Origin of the sequence: Streptomyces noursei (assembly GCF_016917755.1) — a bacterium.
GTDB lineage: Bacteria > Actinomycetota > Actinomycetes > Streptomycetales > Streptomycetaceae > Streptomyces > Streptomyces yunnanensis.
Map to the genome: position 1 here is coordinate 9,809,588 of NZ_CP070326.1, position 20,167 is coordinate 9,829,754.

At 71.4% G+C, this 20,167-nt stretch carries 18 protein-coding genes and 2 pseudogenes; 9 read left to right on the forward strand and 11 right to left on the reverse strand.

Features of this window, described 5'->3' with window-relative positions:
- Positions 1-105: 105 nt before the first annotated feature.
- Positions 106-966: a chitosanase gene (locus tag JNO44_RS42620; protein ID WP_205369274.1), complete on the forward strand. Its 861-nt coding sequence runs from the start codon at positions 106-108 to the stop codon at positions 964-966.
- A gap of 78 nt (positions 967-1,044) precedes the next feature.
- Here JNO44_RS42620 and JNO44_RS42625 read toward each other — a convergent pair whose 3' ends face one another.
- The 8 genes and pseudogenes from JNO44_RS42625 to JNO44_RS42660 form a co-directional block, all read right to left on the reverse strand.
- Entirely contained in the window at positions 1,045-2,523 is a 1,479-nt protein-coding gene (locus tag JNO44_RS42625) for a nucleobase:cation symporter-2 family protein (RefSeq protein WP_205369275.1), read from the reverse strand.
- A 277-nt stretch (positions 2,524-2,800) separates the two neighbouring features.
- Entirely contained in the window at positions 2,801-4,207 is a 1,407-nt protein-coding gene (locus tag JNO44_RS42630; protein WP_205369276.1) for an 8-oxoguanine deaminase, read from the reverse strand.
- Positions 4,208-4,252: 45 nt separating this feature from the next.
- Positions 4,253-5,656 (reverse strand): nucleobase:cation symporter-2 family protein, encoded by a 1,404-nt coding sequence (locus tag JNO44_RS42635; RefSeq protein WP_205369277.1) that lies wholly within the window; start codon positions 5,654-5,656, stop codon positions 4,253-4,255.
- Between the two features lie 81 nt (positions 5,657-5,737).
- The gene (gene pucL, locus JNO44_RS42640) at positions 5,738-6,670 is read right to left on the reverse strand and encodes a factor-independent urate hydroxylase (RefSeq protein ID WP_039631643.1); all 933 of its coding nucleotides are present in this window, start codon (positions 6,668-6,670) and stop codon (positions 5,738-5,740) included.
- A 7-nt stretch (positions 6,671-6,677) separates the two neighbouring features.
- Positions 6,678-7,091 carry a hydroxyisourate hydrolase gene (uraH, locus tag JNO44_RS42645; RefSeq protein WP_205369278.1) on the reverse strand — a complete coding sequence of 138 codons (414 nt, stop codon included), beginning with the start codon at positions 7,089-7,091 and terminating at the stop codon, positions 6,678-6,680.
- A complete protein-coding gene (gene uraD / locus JNO44_RS42650; RefSeq protein WP_205369279.1) occupies positions 7,088-7,600 on the reverse strand; it encodes a 2-oxo-4-hydroxy-4-carboxy-5-ureidoimidazoline decarboxylase in 513 nt (170 codons plus the stop codon). Before uraD ends, uraH begins: the two co-directional genes overlap by 4 nt.
- A gap of 171 nt (positions 7,601-7,771) precedes the next feature.
- Positions 7,772-8,152 carry a helix-turn-helix domain-containing protein gene (locus tag JNO44_RS42655; protein WP_205369280.1) on the reverse strand — a complete coding sequence of 127 codons (381 nt, stop codon included), beginning with the start codon at positions 8,150-8,152 and terminating at the stop codon, positions 7,772-7,774.
- Between the two features lie 116 nt (positions 8,153-8,268).
- Positions 8,269-8,511 (reverse strand): annotated as a pseudogene (locus tag JNO44_RS42660) (thiamine-binding protein); the annotation flags it as partial.
- A 136-nt stretch (positions 8,512-8,647) separates the two neighbouring features.
- On the opposite strand from JNO44_RS42660, the gene JNO44_RS42665 reads away from it, so the two are divergent.
- The 7 genes from JNO44_RS42665 to JNO44_RS42695 all read left to right on the forward strand — a co-directional run bounded on the left by JNO44_RS42665 (position 8,648) and on the right by JNO44_RS42695 (position 15,700).
- Positions 8,648-9,487 carry a TIM barrel protein gene (locus JNO44_RS42665; protein WP_205368420.1) on the forward strand — a complete coding sequence of 280 codons (840 nt, stop codon included), beginning with the start codon at positions 8,648-8,650 and terminating at the stop codon, positions 9,485-9,487.
- A gap of 77 nt (positions 9,488-9,564) precedes the next feature.
- Positions 9,565-10,485 carry a 2-hydroxy-3-oxopropionate reductase gene (locus JNO44_RS42670; RefSeq protein ID WP_205368419.1) on the forward strand — a complete coding sequence of 307 codons (921 nt, stop codon included), beginning with the start codon at positions 9,565-9,567 and terminating at the stop codon, positions 10,483-10,485.
- A gap of 10 nt (positions 10,486-10,495) precedes the next feature.
- Positions 10,496-11,731 (forward strand): thiamine pyrophosphate-binding protein, encoded by a 1,236-nt coding sequence (locus JNO44_RS42675; protein WP_205369282.1) that lies wholly within the window; start codon positions 10,496-10,498, stop codon positions 11,729-11,731.
- A gap of 233 nt (positions 11,732-11,964) precedes the next feature.
- The gene (locus JNO44_RS42680; RefSeq protein WP_073449518.1) at positions 11,965-13,422 is read left to right on the forward strand and encodes a catalase; all 1,458 of its coding nucleotides are present in this window, start codon (positions 11,965-11,967) and stop codon (positions 13,420-13,422) included.
- Between the two features lie 451 nt (positions 13,423-13,873).
- Positions 13,874-14,635 (forward strand): hypothetical protein, encoded by a 762-nt coding sequence (locus JNO44_RS42685; protein ID WP_205371435.1) that lies wholly within the window; start codon positions 13,874-13,876, stop codon positions 14,633-14,635.
- A 111-nt stretch (positions 14,636-14,746) separates the two neighbouring features.
- On the forward strand, positions 14,747-15,280 hold the full coding sequence (locus JNO44_RS42690) for a GNAT family N-acetyltransferase (protein WP_205369283.1): 534 nt from the start codon (positions 14,747-14,749) through the stop codon (positions 15,278-15,280).
- A gap of 42 nt (positions 15,281-15,322) precedes the next feature.
- Complete coding sequence (locus tag JNO44_RS42695; RefSeq protein ID WP_039631658.1) at positions 15,323-15,700, forward strand: MmcQ/YjbR family DNA-binding protein; 378 nt, start codon at positions 15,323-15,325, stop codon at positions 15,698-15,700.
- 121 nt (positions 15,701-15,821) lie between these two features.
- On the opposite strand, the gene JNO44_RS42700 is transcribed toward JNO44_RS42695, so the two are convergent.
- Together JNO44_RS42700 and JNO44_RS42705 are read right to left on the reverse strand one after the other, a co-directional pair.
- On the reverse strand, positions 15,822-16,499 hold the full coding sequence (locus JNO44_RS42700; RefSeq protein ID WP_205369284.1) for a hypothetical protein: 678 nt from the start codon (positions 16,497-16,499) through the stop codon (positions 15,822-15,824).
- A gap of 278 nt (positions 16,500-16,777) precedes the next feature.
- Positions 16,778-18,517 (reverse strand): AMP-binding protein, encoded by a 1,740-nt coding sequence (locus tag JNO44_RS42705; protein ID WP_205369285.1) that lies wholly within the window; start codon positions 18,515-18,517, stop codon positions 16,778-16,780.
- A 302-nt stretch (positions 18,518-18,819) separates the two neighbouring features.
- Here JNO44_RS42705 and JNO44_RS42710 point away from each other — a divergent pair.
- Positions 18,820-19,068, forward strand: a pseudogene (locus JNO44_RS42710) (DUF5701 family protein); the annotation flags it as partial.
- Here the strand turns inward: JNO44_RS42710 and JNO44_RS44300 are convergent.
- Positions 19,062-19,994 carry a CAP domain-containing protein gene (locus JNO44_RS44300; protein ID WP_240167911.1) on the reverse strand — a complete coding sequence of 311 codons (933 nt, stop codon included), beginning with the start codon at positions 19,992-19,994 and terminating at the stop codon, positions 19,062-19,064. The pseudogene JNO44_RS42710 and the gene JNO44_RS44300 overlap by 7 nt on opposite strands.
- Positions 19,995-20,167 lie beyond the last annotated feature (173 nt).

Sequence of the window (20,167 nt, forward strand, 5' to 3'; positions counted from 1 at the left end):
GCACGTTGGGGCGCGCGAGCGCTATGCGGCGCCCCCGGAGTCTGGTAGGAAAGCTTCCTAACGATTGAGGAACCCCCCACGGCACACTCCGGACAGGAGGACTCCATGCGCTCCCGATCGATAGCCAGGACCGCCACCCGTGTCACGCTCGGACTGGCACTGCTCGCCGTCCCCACGGCCGCGGTCGCCGCCACCGCCGCGCCGGCCGGCCGGGCGGCGGCCCCGACCCACGCCGCACCCCACACCGCGCGGGCCGCCGTCGGGCTGGACGACCCGGCGAAGAAGGAGATCGCCATGCAGTTGGTGTCCAGCGCGGAGAACTCCTCGCTGGACTGGAAGGCCCAGTACGCGTACATCGAGGACATCGGTGACGGCCGCGGCTACACCGGCGGCATCATCGGCTTCACCTCCGGCACCCACGACATGCTGGAGCTGGTCGAGCTCTACACCAAGCGCAAGCCCGACAACGTCCTGGCCCCGTACCTGCCGGCGCTGCGCACGGTGGACGGCAGCGACTCGCACGAGGGTCTGGACCCGAACTACCCGAAGGACTGGCGGAAGGCCGCCCAGGACCCGGTCTTCCGGAAGGCGCAGGACGACGAGCGGGACCGGGTGTACTTCAACCCGGCGGTCGAGCAGGGGAAGGCCGACGGGCTCGGCGTGCTGGGGCAGTTCGCGTACTACGACGCGATCGTGATGCACGGCGACGGCGACGACAGCACCAGCTTCTCCAACATCCGCAAGCGCGCACTGGCGAAGGCCGAGCCGCCGACCCGGGGCGGCGACGAGAAGACCTACCTGGGCGCCTTCCTCGACGCCCGGGTCTGGGCGATGAAGCAGGAGGAGGCGCACGGCGACACCAGCCGGGTGGACACCGAGCAGCGGGTGTTCCTGGAGCGGGGGAACCTGGACCTGCGCACTCCGCTGGACTGGAAGGTCTACGGGGACAGCTACCACATCGACTGACCCCCGGGGAAAGCCCAACGGCCCGTAGGGAGGCGGCGGTTGCCGTTTCCGTACGGGCCGTTGCGAAGGGGGCGGGCCTCAGTGGGCGGGCGAGGTGGCGGTCTCACCGTCGTCCATGCGGCCGCGGTCGGGCTGACGGGGTACCTCCGGGGCGCCGGCCGGGACGTGCGGATCGGCGGCGTGCGGCTCGGGGGCGTGCGGATCTGCCGGGGCGGACGGGGCCTTCGAACCGAAGTGGTTGAAGGCGAGGTTGAGGACGATGGCGACCAGGCAGCCGGTGCTGATGCCGGAGTCCAGGACGACCAGGAGGTCCTTGGGGAAGTTGTGGTAGAACTCCGGCGCCGCGATCGGGATCAGGCCGATGCCGAGGGCGGCGGCGACGATCAGCGAGTTCTCGCCCTTCTCCATGGCGGCGGTGGCCAGCGTCTGGACGCCGCTGGCGGCGACCGAGCCGAAGAGGACGATGCCGGCGCCGCCGAGGACCGGCAGCGGGACGAGGGAGATGATCGAGGCAGCGACCGGGCACAGCCCGAGCACGACCAGGATCGCCCCGCTGGTGGCCACGACGAAGCGACTGCGGACCTTGGTCATCGCGACCAGACCGATGTTCTGGGCGAAGGCGCTGTTGGCGAAGCCGTTGAACAGCGGGCTGACGGCGGTGCCGAGGGTGTCGGCGCGCAGACCGCCCTCGATGGTGCGTTCGTCCGCCGGCCGGCCCACGATCTTGCCGAGCGCGAGCATGTCGGCGGTGGACTCGGTCATACAGACCAGCATGACGATGCACATCGAGATGATGGCCGCGACGTCGAACTGCGGGGCGCCGAAGTGGAACGGCGTCGGGAAGCCGATCAGACTCGCCTTGGTCAGCGCCGAGAAGTCGGTGAGGCCGACCGGGACCGCGACCAGCGTGCCGGCGACCAGGCCGAGCAGGATGGCGATCTGCTGGAGGAAGCCGCGCAGTACCCGGCGCAGCACCAGCACGATCAGGAAGGTGGCCGCGGCCATCCCGATGTTCTTCAACGAGCCGTAGTTCGCGGCCTGTTCGTTGCCGCCCTGGGACCAGCGGAAGGCCACCGGGAGCAGCGAGACACCGATCAGGGTGATGACGGTGCCGGTGACCACCGGGGGGAAGAAGCGGACGAGTTTCGAGAAGTAGGGCGCGAGCAGGAAGCCGAGGACGCCGGCGACGATGACCGCGCCGAAGATGATCGGCAGCGCGTCGTGCGGGCTGTGCTCCTTGGCGATGGCGACCATGGGGGTGACACCGGCGAAGGAGACGCCGTTGACGAAGGGGAGCTTGGCTCCGACCTTCCAGAAGCCCAGGGTCTGGAGCAGGGTCGCGATGCCCGCGGTGAAGAGGCTGGCCCCCATCAGGAAAGCGGTCTCGGTGGGGCTGAGCCCGCAGGCGGGTCCCACGATCATCGGCGGGGCCACCACGCCCGCGTACATGGCGGCTACATGCTGTAGGCCGCTGGTGAACATTTTGAAGGGCGGGAGGGTTTCGTCGACCGGATGCTTCCGGTCCACCTCCGACTTCTGCCCGGTAGGTGCGGCCACTGCGGGCCTCCTGTCGATTTCTGCTCCGCCGGAAGCCGGCGGTGCGAGCCTGTCACGGAGGGCGTGCCATGTGGTGCGGGGTGCCGAAGTCGCGCTGGTGAGCGTGCGAAGGCCGCGCTTGTGGCGCATGGGCGGCTTGTGTGGGGGCGACCGGCCCGGGGGTGCGGGGAATCCGCACCCCCGGGGGACGGCGCTTGCGGACCCCGCTCGGGTCCGCAAGCTCAGCCGGGAGCCGTCCCTCCCGGCCGAGTCTTCGGGCGTGTCGCGTCCGGGGGGATCAGCCCTCGGCCGCGATACGGGCCAGACGCTGGGCCTCGGCCCGCGTGGAGCGGGCGACGGCGTCCTCGTCGATGTTGGTGAGGTGGTTGTCCTCGACCACCGGCTTGCCGTCGACCAGCGACAGCGTGACCGGGGCGGCCGGCCCGAAGACCAGGGCGGTCACCGGGTCGGCGATCGAGGAGTGGCCCAGCCCGTCGAGCTTCCACAGGACCAGGTCGGCGAGCTTGCCCGGCTCCAGGGAGCCGATCTCGCTGGTCCGGCCGAGGACCTGGGCGCCGCCGTAGGTGCCGAGCCGCAGCGCCTTGCGGGCGTTGAGGGCGGCTTCGCGGTGGGCGCCGAGGCGGTTGATGAGCAGCGCGTTGCGCAGCTCGGTGTGGAGTTCGCCGGACTCGTTGGAGGCGGTGCCGTCGACGCCGAGGCCGACCGGAACGCCGGCGGCCAGCATGTCCGGTACGCGGGCGATGCCGGCGGCCAGGCGGGCGTTGGACGACGGGCAGTGCGCCACGCCGGTCTTGGTGCGGGCGAAGGCGGCGATGTCGGAGTCGTTCATGTGGACGCAGTGCGCCATCCACACGTCCTCGCCGAGCCAGCCGGTGGACTCGAAGTAGTCGGTCGGGCCCATGCCGAACAGCTCGTGGCAGAACTTCTCCTCCTCCACCGTCTCCGAGCCGTGGGTGTGCATCCGCACGCCCTTGCGGCGGGCGAGCGCGGCGCCCTCCCGGAGGAGTTCGGTGGAGATGGAGAACGGCGAGCAGGGGGCCGCCGCGATGTGCACCATCGAGCCGAACGAGGCGTCGTGGTGCTTGTCGATGGCCTCCTCGGTACCGATCAGGGCGCCCTCGGTGGTCTCGACGGCGAAGTCCGGGGGCAGGCCGCCGTCCTTCTCGCTGCGGTCCATCGAGCCGCGGGCCAGGGTGATCCGGGCGCCGATGTCGGCGACCGCGGCCAGTTCGGCGCCCACGAGGTCCCCGGAGCCCCGCGGGAAGACGTAGTGGTGGTCGGAGGCGGTGGTGACACCGCCCTTGACCATCATGCCGAGCGAGCCGTGGGTCGCCGCGGTGAGCATCTCCGCGTCGATCCGGGCCCAGGTCGGGTAGAGCGCGACCAGCCAGTTGAAGAGGTTGTGGTCGGTGGCCAGGCCACGGGTGATCCACTGGTAGAAGTGGTGATGGGTGTTGATCAGGCCCGGGGTGACCAGGTGACCGGTGGCGTCGATGCGGCGGACGACGTTCGCCAGGCCCTCGGGGGCCTTGCCGGCGCCGAGGGACTCGATGACGTTGTCGGCGACGACGAGGTGGCCGCTGGCGTACTCGGTGTCGTCGGCGTCGACGGTCGCGATGGCACAGTTCTCGATGACGATGCGCTGCTTGACCGCGCTGTCAGGGGATGCCGGTGCTGGTGCCATGGTGCTTTCCTCGTTCTTTCAGTGGCGGTTGGGCACGGCATGGCCCTAGGGGATTTGAGTGCCGGGGCCGGGCGAGGCGGCTGACAGTACCGCTGCCCGTGACGTGCCCCGGGTGCCGAGATGGTGGAAGAACAGGTTGAGCAGGACCGCGACCAGGGCTCCGGCGCTGATCCCGGAGCCGAGCACGGTCTGTGCCCAGGCGGGGAACCCGGCATAGAAGGTCGGCGCGGCGAGCGGGATGATTCCCGCGCCGAGCGACACGGCCACCAGGATGATGTTGGAGCTGTCATCGAGTCCGGCTTCGGAGAGCGTGCGGATGCCACTGACCGCGATCGATCCGAACAGGACGATACCCGCGCCGCCGAGGACCGGCATCGGCACCAGCGAGACCACGGCGCCCAGGACGGGGAAGGCGCCGAGGACCAGCAGCACCGCACCGGCCAGCGCGACGACATAGCGGCTGCGGACCCGGGTCAGCGAGACGACGCCGACGTTCTGCGCGAAGGCGCTGGTCGGGAAACCGCCGAAGATCGGGCCGAGGAGGGTCGCGATGCCGTCGGTGCGCAGGCCGCGGGTGATGGTGGTGCCGGTGGTCCTCCGGTCGCAGATCTCGCCGAGGGCGAGCATCCCGGCCGACGACTCCGTCATCAGCACCAGCATCACGATGCACAGGGAGAGTATGGCGGCGGGCTGGAACTCCGGCGGGCCGAAGGCGAAGGGCGTGGGCAGCGCGGCGATCGGGGCCGAGCGCAGCCCGTCGAAGCTGGCCATCCCGAAGGGGATCGCGGCCAGGGTGCCGACGACCAGGCCGATCAGCAGCGCGATCTGCTTGACGAAGCCCTTGGCGAAGCGCTGGATGAGCAGCACCACGAGGAGGGTGAAGCCGGCCAGCGCGAGGTTCTTCATGGAGCCGAAGTCGGCGGCGCCCTTGTCGCCGCCCTGTGCCCAGCCGACCGGTACGGGCATCAGCGTGACCCCGATGAGGGTGATCACGACGCCGGTGACCAGCGGCGGGAAGAAGCGCAGGAGTTTCCCGAAGAACGGGCCGATCGCCAGGCAGAACACCCCGGCACACATAACTGCCCCGTAAATGGCGGGGAGTTGGTGGCCCTTGGCGGTGGTCTCGGCGATGGCGAGCATCGGGGTGATGCCGGCGGAGCTGGCCGCGTTGACGAACGGGAGGCGGTTGCCGGCGAAGGTGCGGATGCCGAGCGTCTGCAGCAGGGTCGCCAGGCCGGCGATGAGCAGGCTGGCGGCGATCAGCCGGGTCCGGCCTGCGGTGTCCAGACCGACGGCCTGGCCGATGATGAGCGGAGGGGTGACGACGCCGGCGTACATCGCCGCGATGTGCTGGAGGGCGGCAGGGACGAGCCGTCTGACGGCCGGCTTCTCATCCACCGGGTGAACCGGTGGGGCTGGGTGGTGCGGGGCTTGCTCTTGCTGTGCCATGGGTCGTTCCCCTCGGAAATCGCGTCCCCTCCCCGCTGCGGGGTAGGGAGGGGACGCGAGGCACGGCGTTGCGTCGAGCCGCTAGAGGTTCGTCAGATCCATCGGGATCCGGGCTTCGACACCGTCGCGCAGAACAGTGGCTTCGATCAGGCCGTACGGGCGGTCCGCCGCGTAGTAGACGGCCCCCTCGGCGGTATCGTTCTTGAGCCCGAAGGGCTCCAGGTCCACGAGGAAGTGGTGCTTGTTCGGGAGCGAGAAGCGGATCTCGTCCACCTCGGACCTGTTGTTGATGATGCGCGACCCCATCTGGTACAGGGTCTGCTGGAGCGAGAGGCTGTAGGTCTCCGCGAAAGCCTGCAGCATGTGCTTCTTGACCTGCTCGTACGAACGCTCCCAGTTGGGCATCCGCTGCTCGTCGGACGTCCAGTTGAAGCGCCAGCGGCTGGCGACCTGCGTGGCCAGGATGCGGTCGTACGCCTCCTTCAGCGTCGTGTACTGGTCCTTGATGTACCCCCAGAACTCCGAGTTGGTGGAGTTCATCACGATCAGATCCTTCAGGCCGGAGATGACCTGCCAGTTCTCACCGTCGTAGGTGATCTCGGTCAGGCGGACCTCCTGGCCCTTGCGGACGAACGAGTGCTTGACCTCGTCCGCGCCGATGAAGCGCGAGTTGCCGTCCGAGGTCTCGATGCGCTCCCAGGCGTACTCCTCGATCCGGATCCGGGCCCGCTTGATCGGCTCCTGGCTGGAGACGAAGTGCCGGGCCAGGTGGATGCCGAACTGCTCGGCCGACTCGATCCCGTACTCCTTGGCGAAGGCGTACACGGTGTTCTTGGTCGTGTCGGTGGGCAGGCAGTTGGCGTTGGAGCCGGAGAGGTGGACCTCTTCCAGGTCGCCGGAGAGGGCTACCGAGACGTTGAGGTCCTTGATGTGGTGGGTGTCGCCGTCGCGGGTGATCTTGACAACGCGGTTCTCCGCTTTGCCGTACTGGTTCTGGCCGAGAATCGTGGGCATGTCGGTGCTAGCTCCCTCGGTATACGGAGTAGCCGAACGGGTTGAGCAGCAGCGGTACGTGGTAGTGCTCGCCCGGCTTGACGGCAAAGGTGATTGCCACCTCCGGGAAGAAGGCTCCGCTGTCCCGTAGCGCGGGGGCGTCCTGCTGTTCCTCGGCTTGCTGGTTGACGCTGTGCTGACGTGAAGAGAAGTACGCCTCGGTCTCGAAGTCGATGCGTACGTGGGTGGTGCCCTGCGGGAGTGCCGGCAGGTTCTTGCAGCGCCCGTCGACGTCGGTCTTCCCGGCGCCGTGGACGGTCCACGCACCCCCGCTGCCGGAGCGCACCGAGAGCGTGAGGGCGACGCCCTCCGCGGGACGGCCCACGCTGGTGTCCAAGATGTGCGTGGACACCGACGTCGGTGCAGCCGACTCGCTGCTCATGATGGATCTCCTTCTGCGATGCGGTTCAGGCGGATGCGGTTGATCTTGCCGAGCTCCACACGGACGATCTCGCGTTCCTGTTCCGGCGAGTTGTCGATCCGGTTACGGACCGCATCACGCATCTGCTCCCCGGTGCGGCCGGAGGCACAGATCAGGAAAACGTGCCCGAACTTCTCCTGGTAGGCCAGGTTCAGTTCGAGCATCTCCGCCTTGAGGTCGTCGGAGGCGCCGGCCATCCCGCTCTGCTCGCGGTTCGAGGTGGGGTCGCCCGGCTTGGGCCGCCCGATGGGCGGGTGCCCGGCCATCGCCTCGGCCAGGTCGTCCGCGCTCAGCTCCGCCATGGCGGCGTCACTGGCGGTGAACAGGGCGTCGGCGGTGGCATAGGGGCGCTGGGCGAGAACCTTGCTCCCCCAGGCCCGGCTGGCGCACACCTCGTGCAGCGCGGCCCGAGCCTCACTGGCATCGGCGGTGTTGAACCGGGTAAGCCCTTGGGGCGTGGTCGAAGACACGGGAAGCCTCCGTGGCCTGGTGCTGGACAGCTCTGGTTGGCTGGAAACAGCTAAGACCTCCGGCAACATCACGTCAACACTTTGTTGAAAAGTCGGCAACACGAAAGCCGCCACCCGGGGTCTCCGAGTGGCGGCTTCGGCCGCAGGACGGGCAGTTGCGCCCGCTTCGCCTCAGTCGGCGTCCTTCGCGGCGCTTTCCCGGTTCAGGTAGTTGTACACAGTGAAGCGGCTGACACCGAGGGCGCCGGCGACCGTCTCGACGCCGTGCCGGACCGAAAAAGCACCCCGGCTCTCCAATATCCGCACCACCGACTGCTTGGTCCTGCGGTCCAGCTCGGAGAGCGGCATGCCGTGCCGGCGCTCCAGCTCGGCGAGGATGTGATCGAGCGATTCCGACAGGTGCGGGAGCCGGACGGCCACCCGGTCCCGCCCCTCCCAGGCCAGCACGACGTCGTCGCCGCTGGCCTGATCGGGCGCGATCATCTGGCCACCCATGGCATCCACCAGCGGTTTGACCGCCCGGACGAAGGGGTGGTCGGCGGGCTCGGTCACGTCGCGTCCCCCTCGTCGCCCGCCCGTCGCCCGCCGCCACCCCGAGTGGAAGCTCCCCCAGACTTCGTCCGGGGGGACCCCCATCGCGCTGCTGTGGCATCCGCGCCGCCCTGCCGGTCGTCGGCGATCACATTGACCTGGAGGGAGACCCGGGTCGCGCCCGCCTCCAGGGACTGCCGCAGCAGGGCGCCGACCGCGTCCAGCACCCGGTCGGCGTCGCCCTCGGCGGTATTGCCGAAGGGGCCGACGTCGACGGCGTCCAGCTCGGCACCGGTGACGATCTCCCGCGCCACCACGGCATGGGCCGGCGCCTCGTCCAGGTCGAACGGCTCCGTCGTGAACTCAACTCTCAATCGCACGCGGTTCAACCTACGCGCGCTTCGCCCCGCCGACCAGAAATTGCTCCCGGCCCCCCTTGACAGCCTCCCCGCCCGCCCGGCAGTGTTCCATTACGCAGAAAGTAAGTTCCGCTATCCGGAAGGAGCGCCGGGCCTTATGGGTTTCACGGACACGCGCTTCAACGTCAATCTGTCGATCCTGTTCACCGAGCTTCCGTTGTTGGAGCGGCCGGCGGCCGCGCGGGCGGCGGGTTTCACCGCGGTGGAGCTGTGGTGGCCGTGGGTGGACGCCCCGACCCCGGAGCGGTCCGAGCTGGACGCGCTGGGCGATGCGCTGCGTGATGCCGGGACGCGGTTGACGGGGCTGAACTTCTACGCCGGGCGGTTGCCGGGTCCGGATCGTGGTGCGCTGTCGGTTCCGGGGGTGGAGTCGGAGAGGTTCCGGGCGAACGTGCCGGTGGCGATCGCGTTCGCCGCGTCGCTGGGCTGCACCACCTTCAACGCCCTGTACGGCAACCGCGTCGAGGGCGCCACGCCTGCGGAGCAGGATGCTCTTGCTCTGGAGAACCTGGCCTTCGCGGCGCGGGCGGTGGGCGAGGTGGACGGCACGCTGCTGATCGAGGCGCTCAACGCGCCGGAGTCGCCGGCGTGTCCGATCGTCTCGGCACCCAAGGCGATCGAGGTGGTCGACGCGGTCAACGCCGCCACCGGGTTGGACAACGCACGGTTCCTGATGGACCTGTACCACCTGTCGATGAACGGCGAGGACCTTGCGGAGGTCATCGACCGCTACACGCCCAAGACCGCACACGTGCAGATCGCCGACAACCCCGGCCGCGGCGCGCCCGGCACCGGCTCGCTCCCGCTGGAGGAGTTGCTCGGCCGCCTGAAGAAGGCCGGCTACGACGGCTACGTCGGCCTGGAGTACAAGCCGGGCGACCGCCCGAGCGCCGAGTCCTTCACCTGGCTCCCGGCGGCCCTGCGCGCCGCCCACTGACCCCGGCGCCCGCGTCACCTGCCGCTGTCTGGCGTCCCCTCTCCCCCTTTACGTTTGCGTGTGAAAGAGGCTTCCCAATGAGCAACCTGGCCGACTCCTCCCGCCCGACCCGCCCGGCGATCGCCTGGATCGGGCTGGGCATCATGGGTTCGCCCATGGCCGAGAATCTGATCAAGGCCGGCTACGCGGTGACCGGTTACACCCTGGAAGCCGACAAGCTGGAGCGCCTGGCCGCGGCCGGTGGCACCGCCGCCACCGACATCGCCGCGGCCGTCGCCGACGCCGACGTCGTCATCACGATGGTCCCGGCCTCCCCGCACGTCGAGGCCATCGCCTACGGCCCCGACGGCATCCTGGAGAACGCCAAGTCCGGCGCGCTGCTGATCGACATGTCCTCGATCACCCCGCAGACCTCCATCGACCTGGCCAAGAACGCCGCCGAGAAGGGCATCCGGGTCCTGGACGCCCCCGTCTCCGGCGGCGAGGCCGGCGCCATCGAGGCCGTCCTGTCGATCATGGTCGGTGGCCAGCAGGCCGACTTCGACGCCGCCAAGCCGATCCTGGAAGCCCTGGGCAAGACCATCGTGCTGTGCGGCCCGCACGGCGCCGGCCAGACCGTCAAGGCCGCCAACCAGCTCATCGTCGCCGTCAACATCCAAGCCTGCGCCGAAGCCGTGGTCTTCCTGGAGAAGTCCGGCGTCGACCTGCCCGCCGCCCTCGACGTCCTGGGCGGCGGCCTGGCCGGCTCCACCGTCCTTGCCCGCAAGAAGGACAACTTCGCCAACCGCGACTTCAAGCCCGGCTTCCGCATCGACCTGCACCACAAGGACATGGGCATCGTCACCGACGCCGCCCGCACCGTCGGCGCCGCCCTGCCCGTCGGCTCCGTCGTCGCCTCCCTCGTGGCCTCCCTGCGCGCCCAGGGCGACGGCGGCCTGGACCACTCCGCCCTCCTCCGCGGCGTCGAACGCCTCTCCGGATACGACCTCAAGGACTGAGTCCCAGATCATGGGGGCACGTCGCATTCCCGCCGTCCAGGCGGCCGTTGAGATCATGAAGGACGAGGGCGCCGACACCGTCTTCGGCTGCCCCGGCGCCGCGCTGCTGCCGCTGTACGCGGCGATGGAGCGGACCGGCGGCATCGCCCACCTGTCCGCGGGCCACGCCGAGGGCGCCGCGCACATGGCCGACGGCTGGGCCAGGACGACCGGGAAGGCCGGCGTGGTCGCGGTGGCTGCCGGGCCCGGGGCGGTCCGGCTGCTCAGCGGCCTCTACGCGGCCCGGCAGGACGCCGTCCCGCTGGTGTGCGTCACCGGCCGGGAGGCGTCCGCGCCGCCCGCCCCCGCCATACCGCTGCGGCACGCGGGGTACCGGCCGCCGGACCTGGTCCGGCTGGCCGGTGCGGTCGCCAAGCGTGCCGAGCGGATCGAGGACCCCGCACGGATCCCGGGCGCTTTCCGTGAGGCGTTCCGGATCGCGCGGGAAGGCCGACCCGGACCCGTACTGATCGACATTCCGGCCGATCTGGCCGGGGTGGAGATCGTGTGCGGCCCGGGGCCGGTCGCCCCTTCCGCTCCCGGCGCCGGACCGGCACTGGTGGACGGCGTCCGGTCGCCGGCGCCGGGGGCGGTACTCCCCCAGTCCGCACCCGCGGACCCGGCGGGCACCGGGGCCCAGTGGGCCCACTGGGCCCTCGCGGAGCTCGCCGAGCTCTTCGGCGGCGGGTCGTCGGCGGACACCTATGTCGTCAGCGGGCTGCCGGAGGCGAGCGCCTCCCGTCCGGGCGCCCCCCGTCCGGACACCGCGCGACGGCACCGGGTGCCGCGGCGGAACGGTCCGCCGGGGTGGGAGGTGCCGACCGCGATCGGGGTCCGGAAGGCACTGGACTCCCGGGGCGAGCGGGCGGCGGAGGTCGTGGTGGTCGTCGACGGTCGCGGGTTCCCGCTGACGGCCGGGGAGTTGGCCGCGGCGGCGCAGTACGAAGTGCCGTTCGTGGTGGTGCTGCTCGGCGGCGCCGAGGACGCCGACCCGTTCACGGACCCGGTGAAGCTCGCCGAGGCGTACGGCTGCGCGGGCCGTGACGTGCTCGATCCGGCGGATCTGCGTTCGGCGGTCGAGTGGGCCCGCAAGGAGGCCGTCTCCACCCGGCGGCCGGTCCTGGTGGAGGTCCGGGCCGAGCGCGCGGCGGACGCGTACGACGGTCCGCCCGCGGACCCGGTGCACACCCGCGCGTACGGGACCTGAAGCCCGTCGCGGAGGGGCTTCCCGGGCCCGTGAAATCAAGCTTCCGGGCGGTGGTCGCGCTGACACCTGTCCTGTCGCGCCCAGGCGCGGCCACCGCCCGGAATACCCGCCCCTCAGCAAGACAGATTGTTTCAACAAACTGTTGACGTTTGGTCGGAGCGCTTTCTACGCTCCGACATGCGGAAGCCAACTTCCGCGCTCTCGTACGGAAGGTCACCATGTCGAAGCCCACGCTGACGGCGCGTACTCTCACTACGGAGGCTGGCGCCCCGATCGCCGACAACCAGAACTCCGCCACCGCCGGCGTCGGTGGCCCGATCATCCTCCAGGACCAGCACCTGCTGGAGAAGCTCGCGCGCTTCAATCGCGAGCGCATCCCGGAGCGCGTCGTGCACGCCCGTGGCTCCGGTGCGTACGGCTACTTCGAGGTGACCGACGACGTCACCGGCTTCACGCGGGCCGACTTCCTCAACACCGTGGGCAAGCGGACCGAGCTGTTCATCCGCTTCTCGACCGTGGCCGACAGCCTCGGCGGTGCGGACGCCGTCCGGGACCCGCGCGGTTTCGCGGTGAAGTTCTACACCGAAGAGGGCAACTACGACCTCGTCGGCAACAACACCCCGGTGTTCTTCATCAAGGACCCGATCAAGTTCCCGGACTTCATCCACTCGCAGAAGCGCGACCCGTTCACCGGCAAGCAGGAGCCGAACAACGTCTGGGACTTCTGGGCGCACGCCCCCGAGGCCACCCACCAGGTCACCTGGCTCATGGGCGACCGCGGCATCCCGGCCTCCTACCGCCACATGAACGGCTACGGCTCCCACACCTACCAGTGGACCAACGCCGAGGGCGAAGCCTTCTTCGTCAAGTACCACTTCAAGACGAACCAGGGCGTCCGCAGCCTCTCCGCCGACCAGGGCGCCGAGCTCGTCGGCAAGGACGCCAACAGCCACCAGACCGACCTGCTGCAGTCCATCGAGCGGGGCGTGTACCCCTCCTGGACGCTGTACGTGCAGATCATGCCGGCGGCCGAGGCGGCCAACTACCGCTTCAACCCGTTCGACCTGACCAAGGTGTGGCCGCACTCGGACTACCCGCTGCAGCGGGTCGGCCGGATGGTCCTGGACCGCAACCCCGACAACGTCTTCGCCGAGGTCGAGCAGTCCGCGTTCTCGCCGAACAACTTCGTGCCCGGCATCGGCCCGTCCCCGGACAAGATGCTCCAGGGCCGGCTGTTCGCCTACGCCGACGCGCACCGCTACCGCCTGGGCGTCAACCACACCCAGCTCGCGGTCAACGCCCCCAAGGCGACCACCGCCAACAACTACGGCCGGGACGGCCTCATGGCGTCCAACGCATACGACCGCCACGCCAAGAACTACGAGCCCAACTCCTACGACGGTCCGGTCCAGACCGACCAGCCGCTCTCCGCGCCGCTGGCCGTGTCCGGCTACGTCGGCACCCACGCCGCCCCGGCGCACACCAAGGACGACGACTTCTTCCAGGCCGGTGAGCTCTACCGGCTGATGTCCGAGGACGAGAAGAAGCGCCTGGTGGAGAACATCGCCGGCGGCCTCTCCCAGGTCAGCCGCGACGACGTGATCGAGAAGAACCTCGCGCACTTCCACGCCGCCGACCAGGACTACGGCAAGCGCGTCGAGGCGCGCGTCCGCGAGCTGCGCGAGGACTGACGGGAGGTCAGTCGCCTTGCGCACCCGTACCGGCCGGCCCGTTGAGGGGTGGTCGGCCGGTACGGGGAAGTAGCGCGGAGCTCCGCGGAGTCCGGGGAGATTCCAGTGCGGTGGCAGGCTCACCCGCCAAGGAGGGTGGGCCGCCTCCCCGCCGCGGAGCCCGCCTGCTGTCCCACCCCGCTGCCCTCCACAGCACCCCTCTCCACCGACTCCGTCCGACAGTGTGATGTCCCGTCGCGCCCATCTCTCGCACTGTCGGACGGAAACCACGCGCAGGGCCCGGAGTTCGTACGGTCACGGATTCCGGGCCCTGTGCCGTCCCCGCGCTGGCCGGTGCAAGCACCGGCCGCCGCCTCTCGGCGCATTCCCGCCCCGGACAGGCACTTTTGGCGAGACCATGGACGGCAAGCAGAGCCGACCGACCGCCTGCCCGACCTGCCTGGAGCCGAACATGGCCGACAGCGTGCCGGTGCGGTGCCCTACGTGCCGCCGCGAGAACGCCTTCACCCCGCCGACCTTCCCCTGCGCCTGCGGTGCACCGCTGACCCTGCCGGTGCTGCGCGGTGGCGTGCCGATCGAGATACTGCACCGCACCTGGGAGGCGTCCTGGGTGGAGGTGCGGTGCGAGGTCTGCGGGCGGCAGGACGCCTGGCCGGCGCCGGAGAGCGGGTGTGCCTGCGGCACGGTGGTCCGGGTGCCGATCACCCCGGTGCCCGCCGCGCCGCCCGCGCCCGACGGCCCCGCGGGGGAGCTGCCCGGCCCCGACGCGGCCACCCGCCCGCAGCCGGCGCCGCGGCCGGCCGTCGGGCCGCCGCCGGAGCGGCCGGTGTTCCGCCCGGTGACGATCCGGACGGCACGGGACTGCATCACCGCCGCCGCGCAGTATCTGAAGTGGCTGGGCTTCTCCGACGTCGCCCGGGCCCAGGAGCGGACCGCGGCCGGCGTGGACCTGCGCGGCACCGGCGTGGTCGCGCAGGTCGATCCGACGACCCGGGCCACCGCCCTCCGCGACATCGAGTGCGTCTGGCTCAACGGCCTGAGCGACTCCGCGGTCCCGGTCTCCTTCTCGCTGGCCGGCTACGCCCGCGACGCCCGCTCCCGCGCCGACGAACTGCACGTCCCGCTGTTCGTCATGGACCTCACCGGCACCCCGCAGCCGGTCAACGACGCGGCCGACGAGCTGATCAGCAACGGCGGCCGGCCGCCCGGCTGAGCCCGTCGCCCGGCCCGGCCGGCCCGGCACCGGAAACCCTCCCCATTGCCTTAAGGGCATGGGAGGTACCCCCCATGCCCCGGGCGTCCCGGGCGGCGAGACACTGGGCGTATGCCGATCCGTGTCCCGGACCCCGCCGACCTGCCCGCCCTGCGCGCCCTGGAGCGCGCCGCCGGAGAGCCCTTCCGGGCGCTCGGCATGGCGTCGATCGCGGACGACGAGCCGCCGCCGCTGACCCTGCTGGCGGAGTATCAGCGGGCCGGGCGGGCGCTCGCCGCCTACGACTCCGGGCGGCCGGGCGAACCGCCCCACGGCTATCTCCTGTGGGACCGGATCGACGGCTGCGCCCACATCGAGCAGGTCTCCGTCCACCCGGAGCGGGCCCGCCGCGGGGTCGGCCGAACGCTGATCGACCGGGCCGAGCGGGAGTGCGGGCTGCCCGCACTGACCCTGACCACCTTCGCCGACGTCCCGTGGAACGCCCCGTACTACACCCGGCTCGGCTTCCGCCAGCTCACCGCGGCCGAGTTGACGCCGGGGCTGCGGGCGGTCCGTGCCCACGAGGCGGAGTTGGGCCTGGACCGCTGGCCCCGGGTGTGCATGCGGCGGGAAGCAACGGGAAGCGGCGGCGCACAGCCGATATGACGCACCGTCAGCGCTGTCGGTGGTGCGGGCCATAATGTGCCGGTGATCGATGCGAACGCCCTCCGCGCCGTCTGCCTGGGATTCAACGGCGCGACCGAGGAGAACCCCTTCCCCCGGCACCCGGAGGTCTCGACGTTCAAGGTGGGCGGCAAGATCTTCGCGCTGACGTCGCTGGACGTGGCGCCACTGACGGTCAGCCTCAAGTGCGACCCCGAGCTGGCCCTGCGGCTGCGCGCGGCGCACCCCGAGGTGGTGCCCGGCTACCACCTCAACAAGCGCCACTGGAACACCGTTTCGCTGACCGGCGACCTCCCCGACCGGATGGTGCGGGAGCTGATCGAGGACTCCTACGACCTGGTCGTCGCCTCGCTCCCGCGCGCCCAGCGGCTCCTGCTGGACTGGCCGGGCGAGCGACGGTAGCCGGGCCTGCCGCCCCCCGGTCCCGACACCCGGCGCATGCCCCGCGGTCGGACCTCCCACCGGGACCGGGCCGCGAGCGGCCGGTCAGGAGCGACCGCGGGACATCACGCCGGGCGGGCGGTCAGCCCCGGGGCGGCAGGACGGCGCGGATGCCGCCCTGCGCGGTGGCCGGGGCGACGGTGTCGTAACCGCCGTTCACCGCACCGTTGCCGGCGTACTCGGCGGTGTAGCCGCCGCTGAGCACCTCGGCGCCGGAGCGCGGCCGATCGGCGTCACAGGCTGCCTGGCCGGCGACGTCCGTCCTGGCCACGCACAGCACCTTGCCGGTGGTGTCCTTGAAGGTGATGGTGGCGTTCCAGACGGCGTCCTGCGGGCCGGCGGCGCGGGCCCGCACCAGGGTGGCGTGCAGCCCGACGACCTTCAGCGGCTTGGTGGAGAGAGTGGCCTTGCCGGCGGTCAGCCGGGTCGCCATCTCGGGCACCGTGGCGGCCGGTTCGCACAGCCCCCGGCTCCAGTCGAAGAGCCCGCCGGGGACGCAGGTCGCGTGCCCGTCCCGGGTCGCCACGCGGTGGGTGACCGGGTCGCAGCGGTAGAAGCTCGCGGCACTGTCGGCGTCGACCACGGTCGGCGCCACGGTCGCCGCGTCCTCGCCGCTCGCGCAGCCGGCGGTGAGCACCTCGCGGGTGGGGCCGTCCGGGCTGCCGGGCTGGATGACGTCGGCGTAGGCGGGGGCGGCGAAGCTCCCCAGGGCGGCGGCCACGGCGGCGGCAGTGGTCGCCCAACGTGCGATACGGGTCATGAATGTCCCCTCTTGGCGGAATCCCGCGGGATGTCCCGCCTGGTTAACGGCCTTGCTGTTCGGCCTGGTTGACGACCTTTCACCCGTCCTCCGACAGCGGGGACGGGCCAGGCCAGGACCCTATCGGCCGGGCGCGCCGGGGCCGACGCCGGCCCGGCCCGGCGACCGTCCGCACCGCCGGAGCCGGGGCGGGGCCGGGGCGGGGACACCCGGGTGCCGGCTCGGTGGCCCCGGTCCGCGCCCCCGAACTTCCCGCCCCGGCAGGGCAGATCAGCCCCTCACACCGGGCCCAGGCTGCCCTCCCGGCTCGGCTCGGCGGCTTTTCCCGACGCCGCCGACGCCGCCGACGTCGCCGGTTGCGCCGGTTGCGCCGCTTCCGGAGCCGCCGTGCCCCACCTCGCCGCGAGCCGCTCGCGGAGTTCGATCTTGCGGACCTTGCCGCTGACGGTCATCGGGAAGGCGTCGGTGATCTCCAGATAGCGCGGCACCTTGTAGTGCGCGAGCCGGGAGCGGCAGTAGCGGGCCAGCTCGTCGCGGGTGAGGGTGTCGGCGGGATCGCGGAGGATGACGCAGGCGGCGATCTCCTCGCCGTACTTCTCGTCCGGCACGCCGACGACCTGGACGTCGGCGATCTTGGGGTGGGAGTAGAGGAACTCCTCGATCTCCCGCGGGTAGACGTTCTCCCCGCCCCTGATGATCATGTCCTTGATGCGGCCGACGATCCGGACGTAGCCGTCGTCGTTCATCACCGCCAGATCACCGGTGTGCATCCAGCGGGCCCGGTCGATGACCTCGGCGGTGCGCTCGGGGTCCTCCCAGTAGCCGAGCATCACGCTGTAGCCGCGGGTGCACAGTTCGCCCGGGGTGCCGCGGGGCACCGTCACCCCGCTCGACGGGTCCACGACCTTGACCTCGATGTGCGGCAGCACCCGGCCGACCGTCGCGGTGCGGTGTTCGAGGTCGTCGTCCCGGCGGGTCTGGGTGGAGACCGGCGAGGTCTCGGTCATGCCGTAGCAGATCGACACCTCGGCCATGTGCATCTCGGACACCACCCGCTTCATCACCTCCTCCGGGCAGGGCGAGCCGGCCATGATGCCGGTACGGAGCGACGCGAGGTCGTAGTCGGCGAAGTCCGGGAGGTTCAGCTCCGCGATGAACATGGTGGGCACCCCGTAGAGCGAGGTGCAGCGCTCGTCCTGGACGGCCCGCAGGGTGGCGGCCGGCTCGAAGGCGGGCGCCGGGATGACGATGCAGGCGCCGTGCGAGGTGATGCCGAGGTTGCCCATCACCATGCCGAAGCAGTGGTAGAAGGGCACCGGCAGGCACACCCGGTCGTGCTCGGTGTAGCCGAGGGTCTCGGCGACCCAGTAGCCGTTGTTGAGGATGTTGTGGTGGGAGAGGGTGGCACCCTTGGGGAAGCCGGTGGTACCCGAGGTGTACTGGATGTTGACCGGGTCGTCGGTGGTCAGGGTCTTCTCGCACTCGGCGAGCCGGGTGTGCGGGACGGCAGCGCCGGCGGCCAACAGCCCGCCCCAGGTCGGATCGCCGATGTAGACCACGTCGCGCAGCGCCGGACAGTCGGCCCGCACCTGCTCGATCATCCGCCGGTAGTCGCTGGTCTTGTGGGCGACGGCGGAGACCAGCACGGTCACCCCGGCCTGCTGGAGGACGTACGCCAACTCGTGGACCCGGTACGCGGGGTTGACGTTGACCAGGATCGCGCCGATCCGGGCGGTGGCGTACTGCACGAGGACCCACTCGGCGCAGTTCGGCGCCCAGATGCCGACCCGGTCGCCCTTGCGGACGCCCTTGGCGAGCAGCCCGAGCGCCACCTCGTCGACCGCGCGGCCCAGTTCCGCGTAGGTCCAGCGGCGGTCGCCGGCCACCTCGACCAGCGCCTCGCGATCGCCGAAGCGGGCGATGGTGCGGGCCAGGTCGGCGCCGATGGTGCGGCCGAGCAGCGGCCTATCCGCCGCCCCGCTCGCGTACGACGGCTCGGTGTGCGACTGACTGGTCAACAGGGGATCTCCTCCCAGTACGCGGCACCGCCGTCGCCCGCGCGGTGGGCTCGCGCGGCCGATGCGGCGGATCGTGCCGGAGACGGTCTTCGGCAGGTCGACACGGTCCAGCTTGCCCGCCGGAGGGGCCGAGCCACCCCAGGGACATCCGGAACGCACCGTGCTCAGCATGGCGTCCAGCGTGCCCCGCGGGTCCGCGCATCGCCTACCCTTGCGCCCCACGAAGACCGGTTCGAACCACGACCTGGGGGAACGCCGTGCCCGAGACCACGCCCACCGCCACGACGGACCTCGCCCTCCCCGCCCTCGCACCGCTGCTCCGCCACGCGGGCAAGCCCGGCTTTGTCGTCACCGACATGACGGACGTCGACCGGTTCGCCCCGCTCGACTCCGTCGCACTGCCCGACTCCCCGCTCCACCTCCTCACCGGCCTCGACCGCGGCGACCACATGGCCAGCTGGAGCCCGGACGAGGCGCTGCCCTCGCTCACCGCGGAGTCCCGCACCCCGGCGCTGTGGATCAGCGGCGGCGCTCCCCCGGTGGATCAGCCGCGGGTGGCGAAGTCCTGTGTCCACCACGGCCCGTTGGTGCTGAGGTTGACCCCCACTCCGGTGGACGTGTAGGAGCAGTTGAGGATGTTGGCGCGGTGTCCGGGGCTGTTCATCCAGCCGTCCACCGCCGCGGCCGGGTCGTTGGGGCTCTTGAAGATGTTCTCGCCCCAGCTCTGCCAGCGGAATCCCGCGTTGGTCAGGCGGGTCCCCGGGTCGACGCCCTCCGGGGTGTCGTGGGCGTAGTAGTTCCGGGCGGCCATGTCGTCGGAGTGCGCCTGGGCCGCGGCCTGGATGTGGGGGTCGATGGCGAGGAGGCCGCAACCGTGCTGCGAGCGCTGGGCGTTGACCAGGTCGAGGACCTTCTGGGCGTACTCCGCCGCGGTGCCGGTCGCGGCCCGCGCCACGGAGGGGGTGCGGCCGGCGCCGGAGCCGGCCCGGGGCGCGTGCGAGGTGGTTCCCCCGGTGGAGCGAGAAGGGCTCGGGGAGGCGGACGTCCGGGGCGTCGGGTGCTGCTCGGCGGGCCGTTCGGTGGCCGAGGGGGTGGGCGACGGCCGGTGGCGGCGGGGCGAGTGCGAGGCGCTGCTCAAGGTCTGCGGGGCGGATCCGTCCACGGCGGGGCGGGCCGCGCCGGACGCGTCGGCCGCGAGTGCCTGGTCGGCCCCTGAGCCGGGGCGTATCAGCAGCAGGCAGCTGCCGCTCACGGCGATGACGGCCGCGACCGCCAGCAGCGTCGTCCGCGCGCCGGGGCGCGGACGCGCGTCGGCACGGTGGTTCCCGCCGCCCGCCCCGGGCCGGCGGCCCGGTCGGGGCGCGGCGTGCCGCCGGGGGGCCGTGGGCGCGTCCGCCGGGTGGCCGGGGGCGGCCGGCGCGGCGTGGTGCGGTGCGTCGTGGTGCGAGGCGGGGCGGTGCGTGTCGTCGTGGTTCATGGTTCCGTTTCCGGTCCGGTCGCGGGGCCGCTGTGGTCCGTGACGGTTGGTCCGTGACCTGCGGCCCGTGCCGGTGACCTGCGGGGGACGGGGGTGTGTGCGGTCCGCCTGGGGGCGGTCCGTACGGGAGACCAGCGGCGCGGACCCGGACAACGGAAAATGCCGCAGATTTT

Bases quoted from the DNA above. Each gene is read 5' to 3' on its own strand.
- JNO44_RS42690 (WP_205369283.1), top strand. From the start codon at position 14,747: ATGCCGATCCGTGTCCCGGACCCCGCCGACCTGCCCGCCCTGCGCGCC.
- JNO44_RS42700 (WP_205369284.1), bottom strand. From the start codon at position 16,499: ATGACCCGTATCGCACGTTGGGCGACCACTGCCGCCGCCGTGGCCGCC.
- JNO44_RS42630 (WP_205369276.1), bottom strand. From the start codon at position 4,207: ATGGCACCAGCACCGGCATCCCCTGACAGCGCGGTCAAGCAGCGCATC.
- JNO44_RS42685 (WP_205371435.1), top strand. From the start codon at position 13,874: ATGGCCGACAGCGTGCCGGTGCGGTGCCCTACGTGCCGCCGCGAGAAC.
- JNO44_RS42670 (WP_205368419.1), top strand. From the start codon at position 9,565: ATGAGCAACCTGGCCGACTCCTCCCGCCCGACCCGCCCGGCGATCGCC.
- uraH (WP_205369278.1), bottom strand. From the start codon at position 7,091: ATGAGCAGCGAGTCGGCTGCACCGACGTCGGTGTCCACGCACATCTTG.
- JNO44_RS42620 (WP_205369274.1), top strand. From the start codon at position 106: ATGCGCTCCCGATCGATAGCCAGGACCGCCACCCGTGTCACGCTCGGA.
- JNO44_RS42635 (WP_205369277.1), bottom strand. From the start codon at position 5,656: ATGGCACAGCAAGAGCAAGCCCCGCACCACCCAGCCCCACCGGTTCAC.
- JNO44_RS44300 (WP_240167911.1), bottom strand. From the start codon at position 19,994: ATGAACCACGACGACACGCACCGCCCCGCCTCGCACCACGACGCACCG.
- JNO44_RS42665 (WP_205368420.1), top strand. From the start codon at position 8,648: ATGGGTTTCACGGACACGCGCTTCAACGTCAATCTGTCGATCCTGTTC.
- pucL (WP_039631643.1), bottom strand. From the start codon at position 6,670: ATGCCCACGATTCTCGGCCAGAACCAGTACGGCAAAGCGGAGAACCGC.
- JNO44_RS42675 (WP_205369282.1), top strand. From the start codon at position 10,496: ATGGGGGCACGTCGCATTCCCGCCGTCCAGGCGGCCGTTGAGATCATG.